At 58.4% G+C, this 22,641-nt stretch carries 21 protein-coding genes and 1 other RNA gene; 14 read left to right on the forward strand and 8 right to left on the reverse strand.

Annotated elements, in window-relative coordinates; genetic code table 11:
- The first annotated feature begins 4 nt into the window (after window positions 1–4).
- The 7 genes from thiD to ACEW8N_RS00790 all read left to right on the forward strand — a co-directional run bounded on the left by thiD (window position 5) and on the right by ACEW8N_RS00790 (window position 6,444).
- The gene (thiD, locus tag ACEW8N_RS00760) at window positions 5–805 is read left to right on the forward strand and encodes a bifunctional hydroxymethylpyrimidine kinase/phosphomethylpyrimidine kinase (RefSeq protein ID WP_373497875.1); all 801 of its coding nucleotides are present in this window, start codon (window positions 5–7) and stop codon (window positions 803–805) included.
- Between the two features lie 70 nt (window positions 806–875).
- Window positions 876–1,664 carry a TatD family hydrolase gene (locus ACEW8N_RS00765; protein WP_373497876.1) on the forward strand — a complete coding sequence of 263 codons (789 nt, stop codon included), beginning with the start codon at window positions 876–878 and terminating at the stop codon, window positions 1,662–1,664.
- A 313-nt stretch (window positions 1,665–1,977) separates the two neighbouring features.
- Window positions 1,978–2,265, forward strand: a complete 288-nt coding sequence (locus tag ACEW8N_RS00770; protein ID WP_373497877.1) for an HPr family phosphocarrier protein — start codon at window positions 1,978–1,980, stop codon at window positions 2,263–2,265.
- Between the two features lie 6 nt (window positions 2,266–2,271).
- Entirely contained in the window at window positions 2,272–4,053 is a 1,782-nt protein-coding gene (ptsP, locus tag ACEW8N_RS00775) for a phosphoenolpyruvate--protein phosphotransferase (protein WP_373497878.1), read from the forward strand.
- 29 nt (window positions 4,054–4,082) lie between these two features.
- Window positions 4,083–4,544: an SsrA-binding protein SmpB gene (gene smpB / locus ACEW8N_RS00780; protein ID WP_373497879.1), complete on the forward strand. Its 462-nt coding sequence runs from the start codon at window positions 4,083–4,085 to the stop codon at window positions 4,542–4,544.
- A gap of 71 nt (window positions 4,545–4,615) precedes the next feature.
- Window positions 4,616–4,968, forward strand: a transfer-messenger RNA (tmRNA) gene (gene ssrA / locus ACEW8N_RS00785).
- Window positions 4,969–5,550: 582 nt separating this feature from the next.
- Entirely contained in the window at window positions 5,551–6,444 is an 894-nt protein-coding gene (locus ACEW8N_RS00790; protein ID WP_373497880.1) for a DUF4338 domain-containing protein, read from the forward strand.
- Window positions 6,445–6,568: 124 nt separating this feature from the next.
- Here ACEW8N_RS00790 and ACEW8N_RS00795 read toward each other — a convergent pair whose 3' ends face one another.
- Complete coding sequence (locus ACEW8N_RS00795) at window positions 6,569–7,318, reverse strand: GDSL-type esterase/lipase family protein (RefSeq protein WP_373497881.1); 750 nt, start codon at window positions 7,316–7,318, stop codon at window positions 6,569–6,571.
- 454 nt (window positions 7,319–7,772) lie between these two features.
- Here ACEW8N_RS00795 and ACEW8N_RS00800 point away from each other — a divergent pair, with 454 nt between their 5' ends.
- On the forward strand, window positions 7,773–8,516 hold the full coding sequence (locus ACEW8N_RS00800) for a hypothetical protein (RefSeq protein WP_373497882.1): 744 nt from the start codon (window positions 7,773–7,775) through the stop codon (window positions 8,514–8,516).
- The gene (locus tag ACEW8N_RS00805; protein WP_373497883.1) at window positions 8,504–9,055 is read left to right on the forward strand and encodes a CBS domain-containing protein; all 552 of its coding nucleotides are present in this window, start codon (window positions 8,504–8,506) and stop codon (window positions 9,053–9,055) included. Before ACEW8N_RS00800 ends, ACEW8N_RS00805 begins: the two co-directional genes overlap by 13 nt.
- On the opposite strand, the gene ACEW8N_RS00810 is transcribed toward ACEW8N_RS00805, so the two are convergent.
- Window positions 9,050–9,799 (reverse strand): polyprenol monophosphomannose synthase, encoded by a 750-nt coding sequence (locus tag ACEW8N_RS00810; protein WP_373497884.1) that lies wholly within the window; start codon window positions 9,797–9,799, stop codon window positions 9,050–9,052. The two genes, ACEW8N_RS00805 and ACEW8N_RS00810, sit on opposite strands and share 6 nt — an antisense overlap.
- Window positions 9,800–9,980: 181 nt before the next feature.
- Here ACEW8N_RS00810 and ACEW8N_RS00815 point away from each other — a divergent pair, with 181 nt between their 5' ends.
- Complete coding sequence (locus ACEW8N_RS00815; protein ID WP_373497885.1) at window positions 9,981–10,952, forward strand: calcium/sodium antiporter; 972 nt, start codon at window positions 9,981–9,983, stop codon at window positions 10,950–10,952.
- A 16-nt stretch (window positions 10,953–10,968) separates the two neighbouring features.
- On the opposite strand, the gene ACEW8N_RS00820 is transcribed toward ACEW8N_RS00815, so the two are convergent.
- From ACEW8N_RS00820 to ACEW8N_RS00840, 5 genes are all read right to left on the reverse strand, one after another.
- Window positions 10,969–11,193 (reverse strand): hypothetical protein, encoded by a 225-nt coding sequence (locus ACEW8N_RS00820; RefSeq protein ID WP_373497886.1) that lies wholly within the window; start codon window positions 11,191–11,193, stop codon window positions 10,969–10,971.
- A 92-nt stretch (window positions 11,194–11,285) separates the two neighbouring features.
- On the reverse strand, window positions 11,286–11,609 hold the full coding sequence (locus ACEW8N_RS00825; protein ID WP_373497887.1) for a hypothetical protein: 324 nt from the start codon (window positions 11,607–11,609) through the stop codon (window positions 11,286–11,288).
- 44 nt (window positions 11,610–11,653) lie between these two features.
- On the reverse strand, window positions 11,654–12,691 hold the full coding sequence (locus tag ACEW8N_RS00830) for a sulfite exporter TauE/SafE family protein (RefSeq protein ID WP_373497888.1): 1,038 nt from the start codon (window positions 12,689–12,691) through the stop codon (window positions 11,654–11,656).
- Window positions 12,692–12,749: 58 nt separating this feature from the next.
- Entirely contained in the window at window positions 12,750–13,061 is a 312-nt protein-coding gene (locus ACEW8N_RS00835) for a DVU0150 family protein (RefSeq protein ID WP_373497889.1), read from the reverse strand.
- 258 nt (window positions 13,062–13,319) lie between these two features.
- A complete protein-coding gene (locus ACEW8N_RS00840; RefSeq protein ID WP_373497890.1) occupies window positions 13,320–13,679 on the reverse strand; it encodes a hypothetical protein in 360 nt (119 codons plus the stop codon).
- Between the two features lie 57 nt (window positions 13,680–13,736).
- Here ACEW8N_RS00840 and ACEW8N_RS00845 point away from each other — a divergent pair, with 57 nt between their 5' ends.
- The gene (locus tag ACEW8N_RS00845) at window positions 13,737–15,752 is read left to right on the forward strand and encodes a sigma 54-interacting transcriptional regulator (protein WP_373497891.1); all 2,016 of its coding nucleotides are present in this window, start codon (window positions 13,737–13,739) and stop codon (window positions 15,750–15,752) included.
- Window positions 15,753–15,759: 7 nt separating this feature from the next.
- Entirely contained in the window at window positions 15,760–18,342 is a 2,583-nt protein-coding gene (locus tag ACEW8N_RS00850; protein WP_373497892.1) for a PEP/pyruvate-binding domain-containing protein, read from the forward strand.
- Between the two features lie 57 nt (window positions 18,343–18,399).
- Here the strand turns inward: ACEW8N_RS00850 and ACEW8N_RS00855 are convergent, their stop codons facing one another.
- Window positions 18,400–18,792: a response regulator gene (locus ACEW8N_RS00855; protein ID WP_373497893.1), complete on the reverse strand. Its 393-nt coding sequence runs from the start codon at window positions 18,790–18,792 to the stop codon at window positions 18,400–18,402.
- 328 nt (window positions 18,793–19,120) lie between these two features.
- Here ACEW8N_RS00855 and ACEW8N_RS00860 point away from each other — a divergent pair, with 328 nt between their 5' ends.
- A complete protein-coding gene (locus ACEW8N_RS00860; protein WP_373497894.1) occupies window positions 19,121–19,879 on the forward strand; it encodes an ABC transporter ATP-binding protein in 759 nt (252 codons plus the stop codon).
- 16 nt (window positions 19,880–19,895) lie between these two features.
- A partial coding sequence (locus tag ACEW8N_RS00865; protein WP_373497895.1) for a DUF3683 domain-containing protein occupies window positions 19,896–22,641 on the forward strand: 2,746 nt, incomplete at its 3' end.

Genomic DNA, 22,641 nt, shown 5'->3' on the forward strand with positions numbered 1-22,641 from the left:
CACGATGAAAACGGCCTTGACCATCGCCGGATCGGATTCGTCCGGCGGGGCCGGCATCCAGGCGGACCTCAAGACATTCCAGGCCCATGGCGTTTACGGCATGAGCGCCATCACGGCGGTCACCGTCCAGAATACGCAAAAGGTCTTCGACGTGCAGGAAATGACGCCCGATATCGTCCGGGGCCAGATCCGCTGCCTGTTCGACGACATCGACATCCACGCCGTCAAGATCGGCATGGTCGCCAGCATCCCCCTCATCCGGGCCATCGCAGAATCCCTGGCGGCCGTATCCCCCCCGCCCGTCGTCCTGGACCCGGTGATGATCTCCAAGAGCGGCTACCGCCTGCTGCGGCAGGACGCCCAGGAGGCCCTCGTCGGGCACCTGTTCCCCCTGGCGGAGGTGGTCACGCCCAACATTTTCGAGGCCGAGGCCCTCTCGGGGGTTTCCATTCGGACCGTTTCGGAGATGAAGGCCGCGGCCCAGAGGATTCTGGACCTGGGGGCGAAAAAGGTGGTGGTCAAGGGCGGGCACCTCGGGGAGGCGCGGGCCACGGATGTCCTTTACGACGGGCGGGAGTTCCGCACCCTCGAAAGCCGATGGATCGAGACGAAAAACACCCATGGCACCGGATGCACCTTCTCGTCGGCCGTGGCGGCCAACCTGGCCCTGGGCCGCGATTTCTTCGACGCCGTGACCCGGGCCAAGGCTTACATCACCGGCGCCATCGAGCACGCCCTCGACATCGGAAAAGGCTATGGCCCCACCCATCACTTCTACGACCTCTACGCCCGTGCCGGCATGTAGGGGCAACCCCCCGTGGTTGCCCTCCGTCATCCATTGCCGAAATCTCCAATTGAAAAGAGAGAACGCCTCGATGAAACTCTTCGACAGCCATTGCCATCTGAGCGACCCGGGGTATGCCCAGGATTTTGACCGGGTCCTCCGCCGGATGTCTGATACGGGCGTCGCGGCCGCCATACTGGTTGGCGTCAACCGTAAGGACTCGGAAAAGGCGGTTCGGCTTGCCGCTTCCCATCCCGGACTGTATGCCTCGGTGGGCGTCCATCCCCACGACGCCGAGAACTGCTCCGAGGAAACCCTGCATGCGCTCAAGGCCCTGGCCGGGCACCCGAAGGTCCGGGCCTGGGGGGAGACGGGGCTCGATTTCAACCGGATGTTCTCCCCGAGGGACATCCAGGAACTGTGGTTCATGCGGCAGATAGAAACGGCGGATGAACTGGACCTGCCGCTGATTTTCCACGAAAGGGATTCCGGGGGGCGGTTTCTGGAGATCGTGAAGGTCACCCATGCGAAGGGACGGCGGGGGGTGGTCCATTGCTTCAGCGGCACCCGGAAGGAAATGGAAGCCTACCTCGACCTGGGATACCACATCGGCATCACCGGGATCCTCACCATCCAGCAGCGCGGGGCCGACCTGCGGGCATTGGCCCCCCGCATCCCGCTGGAACGGCTTCTGATCGAAACCGACGCCCCTTACCTGACGCCCGCCCCCCAGAAGAACAAAACCCGGCGAAATGAACCGGCCTTCGTGGCGTCGACCCTCCTGAAGCTGGCCGAACTCCGGGGCGAAGACCCCGAATCGCTTGCGGAGGCGACCTGGAACAATGCCTGCCGCCTGTTCGGCATCCATCCGGAAGCGTGAAGCCGACGTCGCAATCGTTTCCCTTCGCGACCTTTATGGTGATGTCTGAATGGACAATCATGAAAATTTCTGATAGACGTGATCGAAATTTTATCCGCCATCCGCACCCCCCGGAAGGGGAGCTTGCCTTTATGGAGAACTCGCTGCGCCCCAAAAGATATCTTCATGATTTTTCTTTAAATCTCCTTCATCCGAGCGTGTTTGAGGCCCGTAATTACAATTGACATACTGGTTAGGCGTTGATAGAATACCCAACTTTTGTTAAAGCAACCCGGTTGCTTATCGGTAAAAAAACACATCAGGCATGCGTGATATGGAAACGAGCAGGGCGCACGACCCCCTTTCAAGGGAGGTCGTCATCATCAACGAACTGGGCCTTCATGCCAGATCCGCCGCCAAGATTGCGGCGATCGCCGGCGACGCCGAATCGCAGGTGTATCTTTCCAGGGACGGCGAGTCGGTGGATGCCAGAAGCATCATCGATATGCTGACCCTGGCCTGTGGAAAAGGCGTGCGGATCACCATCACCGTCGATTCAGGAAAGGATGCCGGAATTTTGAGCAAAATAGTGGATCTCGTTGAAGATGGATTCGGAGAGTAAACCGATATGACCGAACCGGAATCACAGGAGATCGTGCTGAAGGGCCTGGGCGTGGCCCCGGGCATCTGCATTGGAAAGGCCTATCTGGTCGACAAGGAAGGGGTCAATGTCGTCAAGAAATACACCGTCGCCGAATCGGAAATCCAGAAAGAGGAGAATCGATTCAAGGCTGCGGTCGGCAAGGCCAGGCAGGAGCTGCGCGTCATCATCCAGGAAACGCCCAAAGAGCTTCGGCAGCATATCGCCATTTTAGAGACCCATATTGTCCTGCTGCAGGATAAGATGCTCTACGGCCGCACCATCGACACCATCCATAGATTTCGATACAATGCGGAATGGGCCCTCAAAAACGTCGTCGACGAGCTGAAAGCCATGTTCCAGAATATGTCCGAGCCCTATTTCAGGGAACGCGGCGCCGACATCGGCCATGTGTCGGACCGGATCATGCGGAACCTGGTGGGAGTGGAAGCGGTCAACATCAAGGACATCGACAAGCGGGTCATCCTGGTGGCAAGGGACCTCTCTCCGGCGGAGACCAGCCAGATTCAGCTCGAGCGCATCAAGGGGCTCGTAACCGACGGCGGCGGGATCGCCTCCCACACGGGCATCATCGCCCGGACCCTCGACATTCCGGCGGTGCTGGGCCTCAACAACGCCTCCCAGATCATCAAAAATGACGATTTCATCGTGGTGGACGGCCAGGCCGGCCTCCTGATCATCCATCCCACGGAACAGACCCTGATGGAGTACGAGGAGCGCTCCATACGGTATGAACGGCATAAGGCGCTCATCGCCCGGGAGAGCCGCATGCCCGCCAAGACCGTGGACGGCGTCGCTATCCAGGTGATGGGCAACATCGAGCTCCCCGAGGAGGTGGTCGCCGTGCGGGACCACGGCGGCAACGGGATCGGCCTCTACCGCACCGAGTTCCAGTACATGGGACGGCGGGGTTTCCCGACGGAGGACGAGCTGTTCGACAAATACCGGGATGTCGTGGAGGTGATGTCGCCCCGGCCCGTCACCATCCGGACCCTCGACATCAACGGCGACAAGGCCCTGCCCAACCAGCCCGCCACCGACGAGGCCAACCCGGTGCTGGGGCTTCGCGCCATCCGGTACTGCCTCAAGAAGCCGGAGATTTTCAAAACCCAGCTCCGGGCCATTCTCCGGGCGGCGCTGTACGGCAACGTTCGAATCATGTTCCCCATGATTTCGAGCTGCGAGGAGGTCCGGCAGGCCAAGGCCCTCCTCAAGGAGGCCGCCGACGCCCTGGCCGCCGAGGGGACCGAATTCGAGTACAATGTCGACGTCGGCATCATGATCGAGGTGCCGTCGGCCGTTACCATCGCCGACATGCTGGCCCCCGAGGTCGATTTTTTCAGCATCGGGACCAACGACCTGATCCAGTACGCCCTGGCCATCGACCGGAGCAATCGGTATGTCTCCCATATGTACCAGCCGCTTCACCCCGCCATCATCCGGATGATCCGGACGGTGGTGGACGTGGGCCACCAGAAGGGGATCAAGGTCTTCATGTGCGGCGAGATGGCGGGCGATCCCATCTATCTGCCGGTACTGCTGGGGCTGGGGCTGGATGAACTCAGCATGAACGCCCAGTCGATCCCGCTGGTGAAGAACGCCATCCGAAAGCTGAGCCTCAAGGAGAGCCGGGCCTTTATGTACAGGGTTTTCAAGGAGAAGATGGAAAGCCATGTCGAGGCGATGTTGAAAAGCGCCTACGCCGGCGTTCTTTTCGATCTGGATTTTGAAGAAGACGTCGCCGTCTGACCGGTTGCGACGAAGCGGGGAGACAGGGATTGAAAAAAGAAGGGCGAAAGCTCATCGCCAAAAACAAAAAGGCGCTGTTCAATTATTTTATCATCGATAAATTCGAGACCGGCATGGTGCTCGTGGGCACAGAGGTGAAATCGCTCCGGATAGGAAATACCCATTTGAAGGACGCCTACGCCAAGGTCACGAACGGCGAGATCTTTGTCTATCAGATGCATATCGGTCCATACCCCTTTGCGTACTACGACAACCATGATCCCCTGCGGCCCCGGAAGCTTCTGCTGCACGACTATGAAATCCGGAAACTTTACAGCAAGGCCAACGAGCAGGGGCTTTCCCTGATTCCACTGGATGTCTATTTCAAGGACGGCAAGGTCAAGATGACCCTTGCCCTGTGCAAGGGCAAACGGCTCCACGACAAGCGGGACTCGATCCGGGACCGGGACAACCGGCGGGACCTGGACCGGAGCCGAAAAGAAAACTCCTGATTTTCTTGACAACCGGCCGGAACTCCATTAATTTTATGTCGTAAACAGATCTTTTCCATACTTATCCTTATGGGGGCGAAACGGTTTCGACGGGGATAAAGAAGCATTGGTTGCATGCCGAGGTCTCCTGCAGCTCGTAAATCGCGGGAAAAAACATAATCGCAGACGATTATAACTACGCCGTAGCCGCTTAGGCGGCTGCCGTTCTGCCAGGTTCCTCCCGCGGACCTGAACAGGGCGTCGACTCAGCGGGATAGTTGGCCCGGATTGCCTGGCTCCGGTCCGGCGAACGTTACAGGCTGGCCTTATACGGTATCCCGTCCGGAGGAGACCGTAAGAGGCGAGAACTAAACTCCGGAATAAGCATGTAGATATCAATGTGGAATGTTTTCGGACGCGGGTTCAACTCCCGCCGCCTCCACCATTTTTTCAAAAAGAACTCGCCCAAATACTGCATCCAGTACGTTTGGCGAGTTTTTTTATGTGGTTACACAACCTAAGCAACGTTTCCCCAGGCGATGCCTTCAACCCTCCTGCTCCCGCTCAGGGGGCAATCGACCTCACCCCGCTTTTCTCCAGCCTGAAGATTCTCGTTTTTTTCCCCTGCCATCCGGACCTCGTCCGACAGTTGGCATCTTTTCCTCTAACCGCTGTTCGGCCAATTCATGGATATTTACCGGAGCAGCAGCAAACCTATCGGAAATTATTCGAATTTTATCTTGCGCAGCGCATAGTCGATGCGATATTTTGCCGAATGTATTCAAATGGGTGCGGCTCTTTTGCGGTGACATCAAATACCAGAGATAAAGCCGCTTAAGCACATTTCTCGTTCAGCCCCACGCGGGTTGTCGGCGGGATAATCCCTCGGCAAACCGATATGCCGGCTATTTTCAGCAAACCGGAACCGTAAGCAGCCGGGGCGAACCGGCGTCAGCCTGAGGCGGTTATTTTCAACTGGACAGCATGCCATTTTTCCGCTATGGGATGATAGCGAAAGGAGGATGCCATGCAAACAATGATCGAACGGCAACGGTTTTGTGGTCGAGATTTTACTGCGGATGAGCTGCTTCTGATCCAGGATGTCGTGGCCACCTGCGGCGGCATCAGCCGGTGTGAGCTGGCGCTCACGGTGTGCGAGCTGTTGGCGTGGAAGCGCCCCGGAGGCGGCCTCAAGGCACGGGAGTGCAAGGACCTGCTGGAGCTTCTGGAAGGCAAAGGCATCCTGAAGCTTCCGGAAAAAAAGCGAACCGGGAAGAACGGCCCTCAGAAGAGCATTGCGGAAGCGGCGTGCGAAGAGCCTTTCAGCCGCCTTGCGGGCAGCGTGGAGGATTTTGGGTCGCTGGATGTAGAGCGGGTCGAGACGCGCGAGCAACGGGATCTTTTCCGGGATCTTGTCACCCGATACCACTACCTTGGATACGCGATGCCCTTCGGGGCCCGGCTTCAGTATCTGGTATCTGTAAGCCGACCCCGACACGAAGTGGTCGGATGCATCCAGTTTTCGAGCCCTGCCTGGCGGATGAAGGCAAGAGATAACTGGATCGGCTGGGACGATGCGAGACGGGCGGCGGCCCTGCAGCAGGTGGTCAACAACAGCCGGTTTCTGGTCCTGGCGCGTATCCGCAACCTGGCGAGCACGATGCTTTCCCGTACCCTGGGCAGACTCGGATCCGACTGGCGGCGGCAATACGGGATCGAGCCTTTGCTGGTGGAGACCCTGGTGGACCGGCAACGTTTTCACGGGGGCTGTTATCGGGCGGCCAACTGGATAGAGCTGGGGGAAACCAGCGGCCGCGGCCGCATGGACCGTGCCAACCAGCGCCACGGCGCAGCGATAAAAACCATACTGGTCTATCCGCTGGTGAAACATGCCGCACGCCGGCTCAGGGATGGGAGGTAAGGGCCGATGAGCACGGCAATGGCGCTTTCGTCCCTGGAGTGGACCTATCACCAGGGGCGGCAATGCTTCCTGCGCATCATTGAACTTCCTGTCCCACGGGCTGCCAGATCGATCGTCCATCCCGCTAGAGGCCGAGCGCTTGAAGCCGTGCCGCCATCTCTTTCATGCCCCTGCCGTTCAAATGAAGGCCGTCGTCTGTGAACTCCCCACTTAACTCACCTGTATGGTTCAGGAATGCGTGCATGTCAACGAAATGGACGCGCGGCCGGCCGTCGCCGGCAAGATTTTTGAGAAATCTGTTTGTCTCCTCCACCTCGGTTTGATCCGGCATTGTGATTCCCGGGATGGAAGGAAGGATATATTTTTGGTATAAGGCCTTGTTTACCGGGAATATGGGCAGCAGCCAGATGTCGCTGCCCTGCGACTGCGAGGAGATCGTGGCCACAATGCGGGCAAATTCTTCGGTTGTCTGTTTGCAGGGAATGCACTTATGAAAGTTATTGATTCCACATAGAATCACAACATGGCGAGGTTTGCCGGCAATGATCTGGGGCAGCCGTTCTAACAGGTTGTGGGTGTCATCCCCATTGATGGCCCTGTTTTTGACCTTATTGTCATCAAAGAATTCATGCCACTCTCCATAGCTCAGCATGCTGTCACCCAAAAAGACGGTATCGTCGGGAGAGATGGGCAACTGTTCGAAAATACTGGCGCGGAGCTGCTGATGGTTGACCTTTTTCCGTTCGAGTTGCCGCAACCGCTTTGTTTCGTCTTCTTGGGATCGAATTTCCTGGTCGATTTTGCGGCACACCCAAGTCATCCCGCCTTTTTTGTTGATAATGGCGACGGCTCCAACCACCGCGAGCAGGTTCATGGTTAAGGATAGAACAATTAGTATTCGAAAATACGATCTCATATAGGTAATTCTCTATCGCACCCCAACCAGTCAGCCAGGTGTCTATCGTAAGGATATAATATAATCAATAATATTTGGTGATTGCCCTGCGCATCATATATCCGTCCGAAGCGGCATGGTTCTTTCTTGAACCCTTTTATGCTTCCATTATAGTTTTTAGATCAAAATATCAATGGAAAGTTTTTTCTCGTTATAACAAATCGTTTTCACATGGAATGTCAATAAAGATGTGATCGGGCACACATAGAATGGATTCCATCTGATTGAAATAGAACCTGTCTTTGTTGGTATTGAAGTGTCATAGCTTTTCAAATAACTATTTATAATCAATAAGGAAATGAATAGATTCTATTTCGTTGCGGTTGCCGTGGGGTCCTGGCGCTGCGCGAAACCGTCCCCGGTCGGGGATTTCATGCCCCTGGCCGAAGCAGCGTTCGGCTTGGTGCGCAAACTGGAGATCAAAACAGATTCCCCCTGCTGCGCCTGGCTGGAGCGAGCGGTCGCCCAACGTTTCGATCTGGCCTGCCGTGCCGATCAGGAGGCGTTCCGGCGGGAACAGACGGCCGTCACGCGGACCGGTCAGATCAAGATGCCTGGCGAGCGTGACGAAAAGGACGATCGCAGGCGGTATGAGCTGGGCTGGAGCAATGCCGCCAAGATTGCCGCCCTGGAAGAGAGCGCCCGCCGCCGGGAAGCGCAACTGGGCGCCTGGGGCAGCCGGATCAGCGCCTTGCAGCAGGAACAGAAGAAGCTCAAGGAGCGCTTGGAGGCACTCTTCAAGATCGATGAATACAATGACTTTCGCGAGCTCGACTGGGGGCCGACGGCGGTGGCGATAGCCCGGCTCGAAGCGGAAAAACGGGAGCTGGAAGCGGCCTCCGATAGGCTGCAGACCCTGGCCGCGCAGCTCCGGGAACTGGAGATCGAACAGGCTTCCACCGAGCGGCAGATGGATGAGCGCAAGGATCGGGTCCGCCTGGAACAGGAAAAAATCGGTTTCAATTACGTGGTTGAGGCGCTGAGTCCGATTTCATCTGGACTTGGCATGCGGTGTTCCGGTGGTTATAAAAGAAGTATAGATGGTTCGAAAGACATCGGCATGATCTGGTTTAACCGGCGTTCTACCCAAAAAAGGAGGGTGATATGGAAACATTGACAGTGCGGGATCTGATGGTGCCGACAGACAGATTTCCAAGAATATCCTGCCGGGCAACCCTCTATGAGGGGCTTTCAGCTCTCGAAAAAGCCCAGGAAAAATTCCTGTCCGGAGAATCCGAGCAAAGAATCCTGCTGGTTGAGGACGAGGGGGGAAAGGTCATGGGAAAGCTTTCTCCCATAGATCTGTTGGGCGGACTGGAAACCAATTACAAGCGGGTCAATGTGGAGGAGTCCCTCAGCCGCTTTGGGCTCCGATACATCTGGACCTCCATGCAGAACGACTACAATCTCTGGGAAAATCCATTCAAGGATCTTTGCCGCAAGGCCGAAGAGGTCAGAATCGAGGACTTTGTCAAGGCCCCCTCCGAAGGACAAACCGTGGCCCCGGATGACCCCCTCAACAAATGCTTTCACCTTTTCGTCATGAACCGCCATGACGCCCTTTTCGTTTTTGAGGGTGACAGGATCGTTGGGCTGCTGCGGTTCTCCGATGTCTATCGAAAGGCTGCCGAAACCATGCAAGAGTGTCGTTTATAGGCCATGCGGCGGGGGCGCGTAAAGCGCCCCGGTCCGACGCTTCATGAGTTTGTCCAGAAGCAGCATGCCAAAGCCCCAGGCGGCCCGGCCGTCCCATTTGCTCTCCCCGGAGAGCCTGCTCCTGAACTGGTAAGGAAGCTCCCTGCAGCGCAGCGGGATGGGGGAGGAAGCCAAGAGATCCAGCAGGATTTTCCCGCCGAGGCCCGAAATCCCTCTGATGCTGTGAACCAAGGCGGTTCGGCGAATCATGAAAAAACCGCTCATTGGATCTGTGATCGGGCCTTTCACAATCAATCGGCTGAGTCTTGTTGCCAATCGGCTCATCCTGGATCGGTGCGGATCCCAATCCCCAATCCCCCCTCCTTCTGCGTACCGACTTCCAATGGCGACGTCTATCTCTCCTGTTTTCAGGATGTTCAACATCAACGGCAGCAATTTTTCGTCATGCTGCATATCTCCATCCATCACCGCGAGGTACGGCGCAGCGCTGGAGAGCATTCCTTCGATACAGGCAGATGAAAGACCTCTGCGATGAATCCGTTGGATGCAGCGAATCCGATTGTCCTTTCTCCCCATCTTTTGCGCCAGTTCGGCGGTTCCATCCGGAGAGTCGTCATCCACGAAGATGACCTCCCAACGGACGCCCCTGAGCACATGGTGCAACACCTGGATAAGCGGCCCTACATTGTTGATTTCATTGTAGGTAGGCACGATGATGGAAATTTCGGGTCCGGGTGATGGCATGGTTGGGGTGTATCCGGTTCCTCAATACACGGCAACCCCAAAAGTGACTTTACCCCGGAGTCCGATCCTCATATAGACGTTATATAGACCTTGCCGAATCATTCAATCTATAGTATCGGCAACGACTTTGGACGAGGCCTGTGTTTACGGCCGCCGCAATGACATCGGATAGAGGAGAATTATGACCATCGCTTTTCTTGCAGTCGCCTTTGGTCTGGCCCTTCTGGTATGGAGCGCCGACCGGTTTGTGGAGGGCTCGGCCGTCACCGCACGCCATTTCGGCATGCCGCCGCTGTTGATCGGCATGGTGATCGTCGGCTTCGGCACCTCCGCCCCGGAGATGGTGGTTTCCGCGCTGGCGGCCTCCCAGGGAAACCCCGGCATCGCCTTGGGCAACGCCTACGGCTCCAACATCACAAACATCGCCCTCATCCTGGGGCTGACGGCGCTGATCAGCCCCATCGCATTTCATTCCCAGGTATTGCGCAAGGAATTGCCGATTCTGACCGGCGTGACGGCGCTGGCCGGCTGGCAGATCAAGGGCGGGGAGATTTCCCATGTTGATGCTCTGGTGCTCTTGGGGGTGTTTGGCGGGCTGATGGCCTGGACCATCCGGCAGGGCTTCCAGAAAAAAGCCGATGCGCTGGGCAGCGCGATGGCGCTTGAACTGGAAACCCGCACCATGACGGTCCGCAGGGCGGTTTTCTGGCTGGCTGTCGGCCTGGTCCTCCTCATCGTCAGTTCCCGCATCCTTGTCTGGGGCGCGGTGGAGATCGCCCGGGGTTTTGGCGTGAGCGATCTGATCATCGGCCTGACCGTCGTCGCCGTCGGCACGTCCCTGCCGGAAATGGCATCGTCGATCATCGCGGCGCGGAAAGGAGAGCACGATATCGCGGTGGGCAATGTGATCGGCTCCAACCTGTTCAACACACTGGCCGTGGTGGGAATCGCCGGGATGATCCACCCGATGTCGGTGGGGCCGGAGGTCTTCTCCCGGGACATGCTGGTTATGGCGGCGCTGACCGTTTCCCTCTTCATCATCGGCTATGGGTTCCGGGGTCCGGGCGTCATCAACCGGTTTGAGGGCGCGGCCCTGCTGGCCTGTTATGCCGGGTACACAGCATACCTGGTGAGCACGGTCTTCAGCCGGTGAAGGCCTGTGGTTCGATTCAGACGGCCGGCTGGGGGCACGCTTCATCCCCCTGCCTGGATTGGACCTTTCGAATCCATAATTTTCCGAGGACCAAGGTCCCGAAAGCCATGGGCAGGTAGCTGTATAGAAAGGTCGTGGTGAAGTCCTGCGGATTTTGATTGGCCCAGAAAAGGCAGCCCGCAAGTTCGGTCAAGACCAGGATATCCAGAAAAACCACGATCAGCCGCTGTTGGATTGACATTTTTTCCCCTTCTTCTCGGATGGGTCGCTGTATGCAGGGCGCGGGGGGATGCGTTTCGAAAGCGTCCACCCCGCGCCGGTTTGCTGGGATGCCTATTTTTTCATCAGATCCTGTTTGCTCACGTTCATAACTTTGAGCGCCGTGCGTTGATCCCCGTCGAGTTTGTAAGCGATTCTCAGGATGTCCCCGGCTTCGGGCTTCATCCCGATTTCCGCCCGGCTGACGTCATATTCACTCTGGACGTCCGTGGGCTTCCCGTATTTGGATTCCGGGCTGAAATGGGTATCGAACTCCTGAATTTTAATGATGTTGGCGTTGAATTCAACGCACTCCCCCTGGACGACATCCGAAGCCAGGGCCGCCGTTGTGTAAACGAGCCCGATAATGATCATTCCGATGGCAATGCTTGTTTTCATCTTGATTTCCTTTCCGGATGGGTGCTGAATGCGCTGGATGTCCATCAGGCCTGCGATCTGCTGACCAGCAGGGACTCCTTTTTAAGGCGCAGCTCCTCCATCGCGCCCTGGACCATGATTTTTATGATATACACGCAGATCACCCCGATGGTGCCGAGAATCAGCACTGCCGCGGGTGCGTTATACTTGAATTCCTTCAGGATAATGGAGATCATACAGCAGATGACGGCGATGCCGAAGGCGATCCGGATGCCGTAGCCCTTGGCGTATTTGGTCGCGACGGTGCCGATCTGGGCGCCGATGGCGGCCCCGGTCAGCATGACGAACACCGCCACGATTTCAATCCGGCCCTTGAGGGAATAGGTGAACGCGCCGTACAACCCGGAAATCATGACTTCAAACAAATCCGTGCCCACCGCGATATGGGTGGGGCATCCGATCAGGTAAACCAGGGACGGCATGCGGATCAACCCGCCGCCGATGCCCAGGAAGCCGGCCAGGATGCCGGTGACGAAGCTCACGCTGATCGGCAGCCAGGCCGAACAGGTGAAGCCGGCGGCCTTGAAATGCACCATGGGCGGGATCTTGATCTTATGGAGGGCTTTGTACCAGGTGATGCCTTCGGCCCCATGCTCCCCCACATCCCCGATTTTTCTTTTCTGGGTGGCCTTGTAGTAGTCGTAAAAGACCAGGGAAGCGATCAGGGCCAGCAGGACCACATAGACCCAGCGGACGACAGAGCCGACATTGCCGACTTTTTCAAGGTGCATGACGATCTGGGCGCCCACTTCGATGCCGGCCATGGTCCCGACGACCATGACAATGCCCAGTTTGTAATCCACATTGCCGAATTTGGAATGCCGCATGGTCGAAACCATGGACTTTCCGGCGATGTGGGCCATGTCCGTGCCAATGGCGAACGCCATGGGAAATCCCAGGATGTTCAGCCCCGGGGTGACCATCCATGCGCCCCCCATGCCGAAAAACCCGCCAATGGTGCCTACGGCGAAACCAATCATGACCAGTCCCGGCCAGAAAATTTTAACCCCTGCAATCGGCATGTACATGAACAACCATTCCATATTTTTTCCTCCTTTTGCGCAGGACCTGAGGATCTTGGGTCCGCAGTCCGCAGCAGCATTAATGTTCGATGATTTTTCGACTCTTGAGATCGAGGCCGGTCTTGGACATGAGATAGTCCATCAGAAACCCCAAAAAGGCGCCGTAGCAGGCGGTCAATACGGTGCACCAGACGGCGAACACCGTGATGTTGCTGTTGTAGGCATCGGCCATGTACTTCATGAAGCTTCCATAATAGCCGCTGTCCGTCAGGACGCGGGTATCGGCGACGACCACCAGATTGGCAGCCTTTTCTCCGGCAGCCGGCGCGATCGTCGGCATCATCAAACCCATAATCACGACCAACATCATCATTGCTGCAAATTGCCTCATACGGGTTTTCTCCTTTTTAATGAAAATTATGGTTGAAGGATGACGCAAAGAGCACGATTTTTGCTTGTCCTGGTAAATGCAAGCCGTATACCAAGGCTTTGTTTGCGTGAGGACGGCATTGTTTGGAGAGAATAATGCACTATCGCGAAACTCGCTTAAATTGCGGATCATCACATGACGATTCTAAATAAATTTACAGAGGGGGAGGTCATGGTCCCCCCCATCGGGAAAAACGAATTTAGTTTGCGGATCAAATTGTTATGGGGTCTTATCCCCTCCGTGATCATCATCTTGATGGTTACCGGGTATATCACCTATCTGACATCCTCCCATTTCCTGAATCAGGCCCTGGAACGCACCACCCGTCTCCATGCAAAGGCCATGGCCCATGAAATCGAGACGATTTTTACACGGTGTAAAAAAGATTTGCAGATTATCGCGCAAACTGCCGGGGATGAAGGCGATTTGCACAAAATTTTTGCAGGACTGGTTCGCGCAGGCGGGTTTGATTATCGTGAACTGGGATTTATTGCGCAGAATGCGCAAGACCATCTGTTCTGGATTGCGGGCAGCGATGGGCTGCTTAAGGTTCCGGCAGCCGAAATCACCGATATCCATCCAGACCCTCTCTTGTATACGGAGCACCTGATCTCCTTGAAGCCAGGGCAGGTGTGGATGTCGCAGGTGGTGGAGGTGGACCATCCGTTTCAGACCCCCGAAAACCCCAATCAACGCATTCATTCCCATGTGATCTATTTTGGGACCCCGTGTTTCTCAGAAAACGGGGAACGGCGGGGGTATCTGCTGTTATCCCTGGATGTCCGCGCCATACGGAATATCCTGTCCCTCTTCAATTCCCCCCAGTCCCCCATCCAGGCATTCTCCCGCACACCGGCGCTGCGCTATGCCTATCTCTTCGATCCGGACGGGTGGATATTGTTCCAAAACGAAAGCGTTGAAAAAAAGGACCTGGAACTGACCACGGACCTGGCGCGCTCCACCTACGACGACGGCATCCTGGGGAAGCCGGGCCTCCCTTCGGCATTCCGGCCGAGTTTCGATTTCCGGGATTTCTGGAAGATGGTTGGAGACGTCAAGAAGGGCCGGCATGACCTGATCCACATGGAAAATGCGGCCGGAGCCGGCGTTTTCGACAAGGACGCCTCCCTTGCCTATGCCCCTGTTCTGTTTGAAGGTGACCTCGTCGCCGGGATCGCCTATGTCGATCGGACCCAGTTCACGCGCATGGCAGGGTATAAACACCTTGATATCATGCTGTTTATAACGATTTTGACCATAGCGGTCGTATCGCTGATTATTTTCATCCTGGCCCGCATGATCACCAAGCCGATCTATCAGCTTGCCGGGGCGGTCAATCACATTCAGAAAAGCGCGCAGCTCCATCCTATCCGAATCCCGTCCAGGGATTATGAGGTCAATCTGCTCGTAAACGCCATCAACCGGATGATCGCCGTCATGAACGCCCAGATGGCTGACATCCGGGAAAAAGAGATCAAAATCAAAACCGTTGAAAACAAGGAGCGGATTGCCCTGGAAACGGAGTTCCCCAGACAGGCCCGGCCGGATAAAGCGCCGGATCTTCCGGAGATCATCGGCTTCGGCGCCCGGATCGAACAATTGAGATCGGATATTTTCAAGGCGGCGGGAAGCGACGCCGATGTCCTTATTATCGGTGAAACCGGCACCGGTAAACAACTGGCGGCGGAGGCGATCCACCGGCACGGGGGGCGGTCCGCCCGCCCGTTCATCTCCGTCAACTGCGGCGAGCTTGGCGAGACCCTGCTGCTGGACAGCCTGTTCGGTCATGTCAAGGGGGCCTATACGGAAGCGAAAACCGACCGCAAAGGCGCTTTTCTGGAGGCCCACGGGGGCACCCTCTTCCTGGACGAAATCCAGAATGCCTCCCTGACCGTCCAGCAGGCGCTTCTGCGGGCCGTATCCATCCGAAAGGTCAGGCCCGTGGGTTCGGATAAGGAGCTGGATGTGGATGTCCGGCTGATCTGCGCAACGAATGCAGACCTGACCCTCCTGATAGAGAGGCAGATGTTCCGGGCCGATCTCTATTTCCGGCTGAAGGTCATCACGATTCATCCGCCGCCCCTGCGGGATCAGAAGCAAAACATTCCAGTGCTCGTCAATCACCTGCTGCTTATATTGGAGGCGTCAACCCGACGGACGGGGATAGGCATCAGCAGGGGGGCCCTGGAAAAGCTGAAGCAATACCATTGGCCGGGAAATATCCGGGAGCTGAACAACTGCATCACCCGGGCCGTGGTGATGAGTGAAAGCCGCATCATTCAGGAGGATGACATCATCCTCGAGAAAAGCATGCGGACACAGCCCGATTCCGGCGATACCCCCGGCGGCAATGAACCCGAAATGGAAGCCCCGATGCTTCCCGGCCAGGATCCCCCGGTGCTTCCGGTCAGATCCGAACCCGGCCGCACCGATCCGGCCGGCCTTCCTTTCCGGATCAACCGCCGCCAGGAGAAGGTCTACCCGTATATCCTCTCCCGCAAAACCATCACCCGGAGCGACTACATGAAGTGGGTGGGCACCGATATTTCCCCGCGGACCGCTGTCTATGACCTCCAGGATCTGGTCAAAAAGGGCGTGTTGCGAAAGGACGGCAGCGGACCGGCAACCCGTTATATCCTCGTTGAGCAATAGGGGGCCTATGTTCAATCAATTACAGGGGTTTTTCAAAAAATTCGCCAAAAGACCGCCCGCCCAGGGCGAGATCATGACCCATTTTCGCAGAAAATACGCAGCGTTCAAGATTCTCCTGGAATCGAATGCCGATCTGCTGAAAACCATCTCCGGCATGGAGGAGAAATTGGCGGGCCGCCAGGTGTTCGGCATGTCCTACATCCGTTCGGAGACCGCGCGCATCATCTTCCATGCCATGCGGATGGTGAAAAGCTTCGAAGTTTTGATCGGCAGACCCTGCCCCGCCCTGATGGAAACGGTGGACCGGATCCAATGGATCATCAATCAGGAACTGGAGCTCAAAAAAACGCCGCGAATTCCAGACCGGGTCTTGCCGTTTACCCGCATCACCCGCGATATGGTCGATTTCATCGGCGGGAAAAACGCCAACCTGGGCGAGATCAAAAGCCGTACCCGTCTCCTCATTCCCAGAGGGTTTGCCATCACCACAACGGCGTTTGACGAACTGATCGAATTCAACGATCTCATGGATGAGATCCGCAGACAAAAGATGGAGCTGGACCCCAGGGATCCGGAATCTGTTTTGAGGATCAGCCAGACCATCCGGCGGTTGTTCCTGGAGAGCCGGATCCCGAAGGCACTGGAGAATGAGATCCTGAAGGCCTATTCCGAAGAGATCTGCCCGGACGGAACGGCCTTCGTCGCCTTGCGCAGCAGCGCCGTGGGGGAGGACAGTGAACGCTCCTTCGCCGGGCAGTACCAGAGCTTTCTGAATGTCCCGAAAGATCAGATTCTCCAGAAATACAAGGCTGTGGTGGCCAGCCTTTTCACCCCTCGGGCCATCTCCTACCGCCTGCGAATGGGCATCTCCTTCGAGGACGAGGCCATGAGCGTGACCTGCCTGGAAATGGTAGCGGCCAAAGCCTCGGGAGTCATGTATACGCGGCACCCCATAGAAACCTGGAAGGATGAGGTCATCATCAATGCCGTGTGGGGGCTCGGGACCAGCGTGGTCGACGGAACGGCAACCCCCGACAGTTACACCCTGTCCAAGTCGGCGCAGCCGGCATTGCTCTCCTCCAGCATCGCCGCCAAGTCCACCTGCATGGTTTCCAAATCGGATGGGGGGATTTCGGAGACGGCCGTGGAGGATGAGATACACCGAAAGCCCTGCCTCACCGACGCGCAGGCGGTCACCCTGGCCTCCTGCGGCATGGCGCTGGAAAAGCATTTTCAAGGGCCTCAGGACGTTGAATGGTCGCTTGACCATGATGGGAAGATCATCATCCTGCAAACCCGGCCCCTGCTGATGAAGGAGCGGGAAGGCGGGCCCATGGCCACGCCGATGTTCAGCGACTATCCGGTGTTGCTGGAGGAAGGGGTTGCCGCCTGTCCGGGAGTGGGATGGGGGCCGGCCCATATCATCCGCTCCGACGAGGACCTGCTGAGCTTCCCGGATGGGGGCGTGCTGGTGGCGGCCCATTCGTCCCCCCAGTATGTCATGGTCATGGACAAGGCCCAGGCGATTGTCACCAATGCCGGGAGCGTCACGGGCCATATGGCCTCCCTGGCCCGGGAATTCAAGGTTCCGGCCATTCTGAACACCCAGCGGGCCACGCAGGTGATCCGCCAGGGGGAGACCGTCACGGTTGACGCCTTCGGGGGCCGGGTCTACGCCGGAAAGGTGGAGGCCCTGTTGAACATCCAATGGCCCAGAGCCGCCTATATGCGGGACACTCCCGTATGCCAGACCCTTGAAAAGCTCTCCCGGTACATCATTCCCCTGAACCTCACCAATCCCAAGAGCCGGCGCTTTACCGCCAAAAATTGTGAAACCATCCACGACGTCATGCGGTATGCCCACGAGATGTCTTACGCAGAGCTGTTCCAACTCGGCGATTTCACAGCCGATCACGGCAAGATCGCGGTTCGCCTCGACGTCCCGCTGCCCATTGATCTGCACATCATCGATCTGGGCGGGGGCCTTTTGCTTTCGGAGAAAAGCGTCCGGATCAAACCCGCCCAGGTGGTGTCGACACCCTTCAAGGCCGTGCTGGAGGGGATGCTGCATTCGGAGTTGAAGCCCCTGGAACCCCGGCCGATCAATGTACGGGGCTTTCTGTCGGTCCTGAGCGAGCAGATGATCCGTCCGCCCCGTCCCGAGCATGAGCGTTTCGGTGACCGAAGTTATGCCATTCTTTCAGATAAATATCTGAATTTCAGCTCCCGGGTGGGCTACCATTACAGTATTCTGGATACCTACTGCGGAAAAAGCGCCATGCTGAACTATATCAATTTTCAGTTCAAGGGGGGTGCCGCGGATGACCTCCGGCGGAATCGCCGGGCCCGTCTGATCCGGAATATTCTGGAGGTCAACGGGTTTTTGGTGGAGGTTCAGGGGGACAGGGTCAATGCCCGATTTGCGAAGCAGCCTCAGGCGGTGATCGCGGAGAGGCTGGAGATGTTGGGCAGGCTCCTGATTTTTACCCGTCAGATGGACATGCTCATGGAGAATGAAACCATGCTGGAGCGGTTGACCGAATCGTTTCTGAGCGGCCGCTATGACGTGAGCGAAATTTATGGGAATTAGCGCTCTGTCGACCGGATATTCGTTTCCGTCCTCTCTCCTGCGCCTTGAGGCATCCGGTTATCGACATTTCTCTCTTTCCAGCCGGCATTCGAAGGCCAGGGAGATCTTCACCAGGAGTTCATCGATGTCGCAGGGTTTCATCAGGTAATCGTAAGCCCCGAGCTTCACCGCCTCGAGGGCCACGTCCATCGAGGCATGCCCGGACAGGATGATCACCTCCACGGGGAACTGCCGCTTTTTAATCCACTTCATCAGCTCGATTCCGCCGATGCCGGGCATTTTGATGTCCAGGATCACCACGTCATAGGCTTCTTTCGCAAGCGCCACCATGGCGGCTTCGCCAGTGAGCGCGGCGGCGGCGGAGATGCTGTGAATCGAAAGAACCTTTGCGAGGGTCCGGCAGAACCTTTCCTCATCGTCGATGATTAATACCGTGGGGGTTTCAGGCATATTCACGCCTTTCTATCAGAAGCAGGGGGTTGAACCTTGACGGTCCCGCCAAAAGTGCGATATCTGAGCGCACGAGTATAGGGAGATCGTGTTTGAGTGTCAATATCTGACGGTTCCGTAAAAAGGCCGATATCTGCGTTACGCTTCATCCCTCGTCACTGCGGCGTACTATAAGTACGCCTCATTCCTCGGGATTCGCAAGCCTTGATCTCGGCCTTTTTACGGAACCGTCTGAAAATTGACTTTTTACGAGACCATCAATATCTGCGATGGCAAACCATGAACCAGGGCGCGATTCCAAAAATGGATCAGCTGTCGAAGGGAGCCCATGACCGTAAAACAACCCCATATCGTCGTGCAGGATCTCACCATGGCCTATGGCGATTTTGTCCTCATGCGCGATCTGACGTTTACGATCAACCGGGGGGATATCTTCATCATCATGGGCGGCAGCGGCTGCGGCAAGAGCACCCTGATGACCATCCTCATCGGCCTGAAGGCCCCGGCACGGGGGCGGGTGATGTACGGCGACCTCGACTTCTGGGGCGCAGACCCCCAGATCCGGGACCGGGTCATCCGCCGCGCCGGGGTCATGTACCAGAGCGGGGCGCTGTGGAGCTCCATGACCCTGGCCGAAAATATTGCCCTGCCGCTGGAGACCTACACGACCCTGAGCCCGGCCCGGATCCGCGAGGTGGTGGCGCTGAAGCTGGCCCTGGTGGGGATGGGCGGATTCGAGGAGTTCTACCCTTCGGAGATCAGCGGCGGGATGCAGAAGCGGGCCGGCATCGCGCGGGCCATGGCCCTCGATCCGGAGGTCCTCTTTTTCGACGAGCCGTCGGCCGGGCTGGACCCGGTGAGCGCGCGCCGCCTGGATGACCTCATCCTGGAGCTGCGGGAAAGCCTGGGCACCACCATGGTGGTGGTGACCCACGAACTGTCCAGCATATTCGCCATCGGCAGCAATTCGGTGTTCCTGGATGCCGCCAAGCGGACGATGACGGCCACGGGCGATCCGAAAAAGCTCCTGGCCGAGACCCGGAATTCCACCCTGCGCCTGTTCCTGACCCGCGGGGAAAAGTCCTGACCGAAGCAACATGAAGATGGGAAACATTTCAGACAGGGAGATCCCCTTTAACTATACCTCGGCGGACGATCGCCGCATCCTGGCCTGGCTCCTGGGGCCGGATGTTCTTGCGCCCCTGGGCCGCCTGGTTTTTACGCGCCGGACGGGGCGGTCCTGGCGGCTCTTGATGCGCTTTGTGGGGGATCTGTTCATCCATTGCCGCAACCCGTTTCTCTACCAGGAGCTGATCGACAGCCAGGACCGCCGGCGGCTTCTTCTGGGGGCGCTCCAGCGGGACCTCTCGCTCATCGAAGAACGCGGCATGGAGGCGCCGGATCTCATCTTCGTGATGGACAGATGCCGGCGGAGGCTGGACGCGCTCATCGCCGAGTTGTCGACCGTCGCCCGGAGGCGAAGCGGGATTCGCCAGGAGCTCGGCGCCGTCGTCGGGCATCAGAACGTCTTCTTCGATCCCTTCACCCTCATGGCCCACGCCACCGACGCCACCAACTGGCGGCTGCACCTGCCCGTCGCCGTGGTTCGCCCCTGCGAGGAGGCCCAGGTGCCCCCGCTGCTCATTGCCATTGCAGGCCTCGGCCTGAAGGCGATCCCCCGCGGCGGCGGCACCGGGCTCACGGGCGGGGCCGTCCCCGTCGCCCCGGACTGCGTCGTCATCAACACCGAAAAGCTGGACCACATCGGCCCCATCACGGAGGAGACCTTCGAGGCGGCCGACGGGACATCCCTTTGCATCCCGACCATCGAACTGGGCGCGGGCGTCATCACCGAAGCCGCCATGGCCGCCGCAGCCCAAGCCGGCCTGGTCTTCGCCACCGATCCGACCTCGGCCTGGGCCTGCACCATCGGGGGCAACATCGCCGAGAACGCCGGCGGGAAAAAGGCCGTCCTCTGGGGGACGGCCATCGACAACCTGCTGGGCTTCCGCATGGCGGTCCCCGGGGGGCGCCTGATCGATATTCAGCGCACCTGCCCCACGGGCCGCCGCATCGACCCCCGGGAGACCGTCTCCTATGCCGTGACCGACGCCGACACCGGCGAACGCCTCCATCAGATCCATATCCCGGGCGACCGGGTCCGGAAGCCGGGATTAGGCAAGGACATCACCAACAAGGCCCTGGAGGGCCTGCCGGGGGTCCAGAAGGAGGGGACCGACGGCATCATCACCCGGGCGGTCTTCCTCCTCCACCAGGGCTATCCCCACCAGCGCACCGTGTGCCTCGAATTCTTCGGCGAGGACATGGACGAGGCCGGCCGGGTGATCGTCGAGATCTCCCGGGCCTTTGTCGACCGCGGGCGCGAGGCCCTCATGGCCCTCGAGCATTTTGACGAGGAGTACGTCCAGGCCATCGACTACAAGGCCAAGGCGCCCCGCAGCCGGCGGCCCAAGGCCGTGCTGCTCATCGACATCGTGGGGCATGCCGCCGGGGAGATCGATGAAGGCCTGTCGCGCCTGAAAGATCTCCTCTCCGCCTATCCCAACACCTTCATGGCGGTGGCGGGCAGCGTGCAGGAGGCCGAGCGATTCTGGCGCGACCGCAAGCGCCTGGGCGCCATCGCGGCCCGGACCCACTCGTTCAAATTGAACGAGGATATCGTCCTGCCCCTTGAGGCCCTGGCTGAATTCGCGGAGTTCGTCGACAATCTCAATCTGGAGGAGGAGCGCGCGAACCAGGTGGAGGTCCTCTGGCAACTCCTCAATTATCTGGAAAAGGCCGTCCCCATCGAAGACCCGGAATGGCTGGCGGCCAAGCTGCCCCGGGCGCGGGAACTCCTCGGGGAGGCCATGGACCAGATCTACCTGGCCGGCCGGAGCCATCTGCGGGAGGAGACCCACCTGCGCCGGGTGACGGCGGCCATGGCAGAACTCCTGCGGGGATTTGTCAAGGTCAGGGCCGAGATCGACCGCGACGTCGCCGAGATCCGGGGCCGCCGCATCGTTGTCGCCACCCACATGCATGCCGGCGACGGCAATGTCCACGTCAACATCCCGGTTTTCGCAAACGACCGGGAGATGATGCGCCGGGCCGCCGAGGTCGCCGACACCATCATGGAGAAGGCGGTGGCCCTGGGCGGGGTGGTCAGCGGCGAGCACGGCATCGGGTTCACCAAGATCAAGCACCTTGATGCCGATATCCTGGCGGCCTTCAAGGCCTACCAGCGGACGGCCGACCCCGATGACCTGATCAACCCGAGAAAGCTGACCGACCCCGGCGTGGCAGACCAGGTCTTCACCCCGTCGTTCGATCTCATCGAACTGGAGGCCCGCATCCTGCGTTACGGCCATCTGGAGCAGCTGGCGGAGAAGATCTCCCAGTGCGTCCGCTGCGGAAGATGCAAGACCGGCTGCTGTGTTTTTTATCCCGCCGCGAACCTTTTTTTCCATCCGCGCAACAAGAACCTCGCCCTGACCGGGATCATCGAAGCCCTGCTCTATGACGCCCAGCGCTCCCGATCCGTGGGCCTCCGGCCCCTGCGCTGGCTGGCGGAGATCGCCGATCACTGTACCCTCTGCCACAAATGCCTGCCCCCGTGCCCCGTCAACATCGATACCGCCGAGGTCTCCATCCTGGAGCGCGAGGTGCTGGCCGACCGCCGGTTCAAACGGACGCCCCTGCCGACGCGGCTTGTCCTGGGGTATCTCGCTTCACGGTCGGAGACGGCCAACACCCTGGCGCGCCGGGTTCTTTTCCAGTGGGGGGGTGCGCTGCAGCGGACGGCGGCCCGCCTGATCGGCGGGGGGCAGGCGGCGGCCGTCATCGCTT

The organism is Desulfococcus sp. (assembly GCF_041737845.1).
In the GTDB taxonomy this organism is placed as follows: Bacteria; Desulfobacterota; Desulfobacteria; order Desulfobacterales; family Desulfococcaceae; genus Desulfococcus.

Coding starts and splice junctions, on each gene's coding strand:
- thiD (WP_373497875.1), top strand. CDS start 5: ATGAAAACGGCCTTGACCATCGCCGGATCGGATTCGTCCGGCGGGGCC.
- ACEW8N_RS00765 (WP_373497876.1), top strand. CDS start 876: ATGAAACTCTTCGACAGCCATTGCCATCTGAGCGACCCGGGGTATGCC.
- ACEW8N_RS00770 (WP_373497877.1), top strand. CDS start 1,978: ATGGAAACGAGCAGGGCGCACGACCCCCTTTCAAGGGAGGTCGTCATC.
- ptsP (WP_373497878.1), top strand. CDS start 2,272: ATGACCGAACCGGAATCACAGGAGATCGTGCTGAAGGGCCTGGGCGTG.
- ACEW8N_RS00790 (WP_373497880.1), top strand. CDS start 5,551: ATGCAAACAATGATCGAACGGCAACGGTTTTGTGGTCGAGATTTTACT.
- ACEW8N_RS00795 (WP_373497881.1), bottom strand. CDS start 7,318: ATGAACCTGCTCGCGGTGGTTGGAGCCGTCGCCATTATCAACAAAAAA.
- ACEW8N_RS00800 (WP_373497882.1), top strand. CDS start 7,773: ATGCCCCTGGCCGAAGCAGCGTTCGGCTTGGTGCGCAAACTGGAGATC.
- ACEW8N_RS00805 (WP_373497883.1), top strand. CDS start 8,504: ATGGAAACATTGACAGTGCGGGATCTGATGGTGCCGACAGACAGATTT.
- ACEW8N_RS00810 (WP_373497884.1), bottom strand. CDS start 9,799: ATGCCATCACCCGGACCCGAAATTTCCATCATCGTGCCTACCTACAAT.
- ACEW8N_RS00815 (WP_373497885.1), top strand. CDS start 9,981: ATGACCATCGCTTTTCTTGCAGTCGCCTTTGGTCTGGCCCTTCTGGTA.
- ACEW8N_RS00820 (WP_373497886.1), bottom strand. CDS start 11,193: ATGTCAATCCAACAGCGGCTGATCGTGGTTTTTCTGGATATCCTGGTC.
- ACEW8N_RS00825 (WP_373497887.1), bottom strand. CDS start 11,609: ATGAAAACAAGCATTGCCATCGGAATGATCATTATCGGGCTCGTTTAC.
- ACEW8N_RS00830 (WP_373497888.1), bottom strand. CDS start 12,691: ATGGAATGGTTGTTCATGTACATGCCGATTGCAGGGGTTAAAATTTTC.
- ACEW8N_RS00835 (WP_373497889.1), bottom strand. CDS start 13,061: ATGAGGCAATTTGCAGCAATGATGATGTTGGTCGTGATTATGGGTTTG.
- ACEW8N_RS00840 (WP_373497890.1), bottom strand. CDS start 13,679: ATGGATATCGGTGATTTCGGCTGCCGGAACCTTAAGCAGCCCATCGCT.
- ACEW8N_RS00845 (WP_373497891.1), top strand. CDS start 13,737: ATGTCGCAGGTGGTGGAGGTGGACCATCCGTTTCAGACCCCCGAAAAC.
- ACEW8N_RS00850 (WP_373497892.1), top strand. CDS start 15,760: ATGTTCAATCAATTACAGGGGTTTTTCAAAAAATTCGCCAAAAGACCG.
- ACEW8N_RS00855 (WP_373497893.1), bottom strand. CDS start 18,792: ATGCCTGAAACCCCCACGGTATTAATCATCGACGATGAGGAAAGGTTC.
- ACEW8N_RS00860 (WP_373497894.1), top strand. CDS start 19,121: ATGACCGTAAAACAACCCCATATCGTCGTGCAGGATCTCACCATGGCC.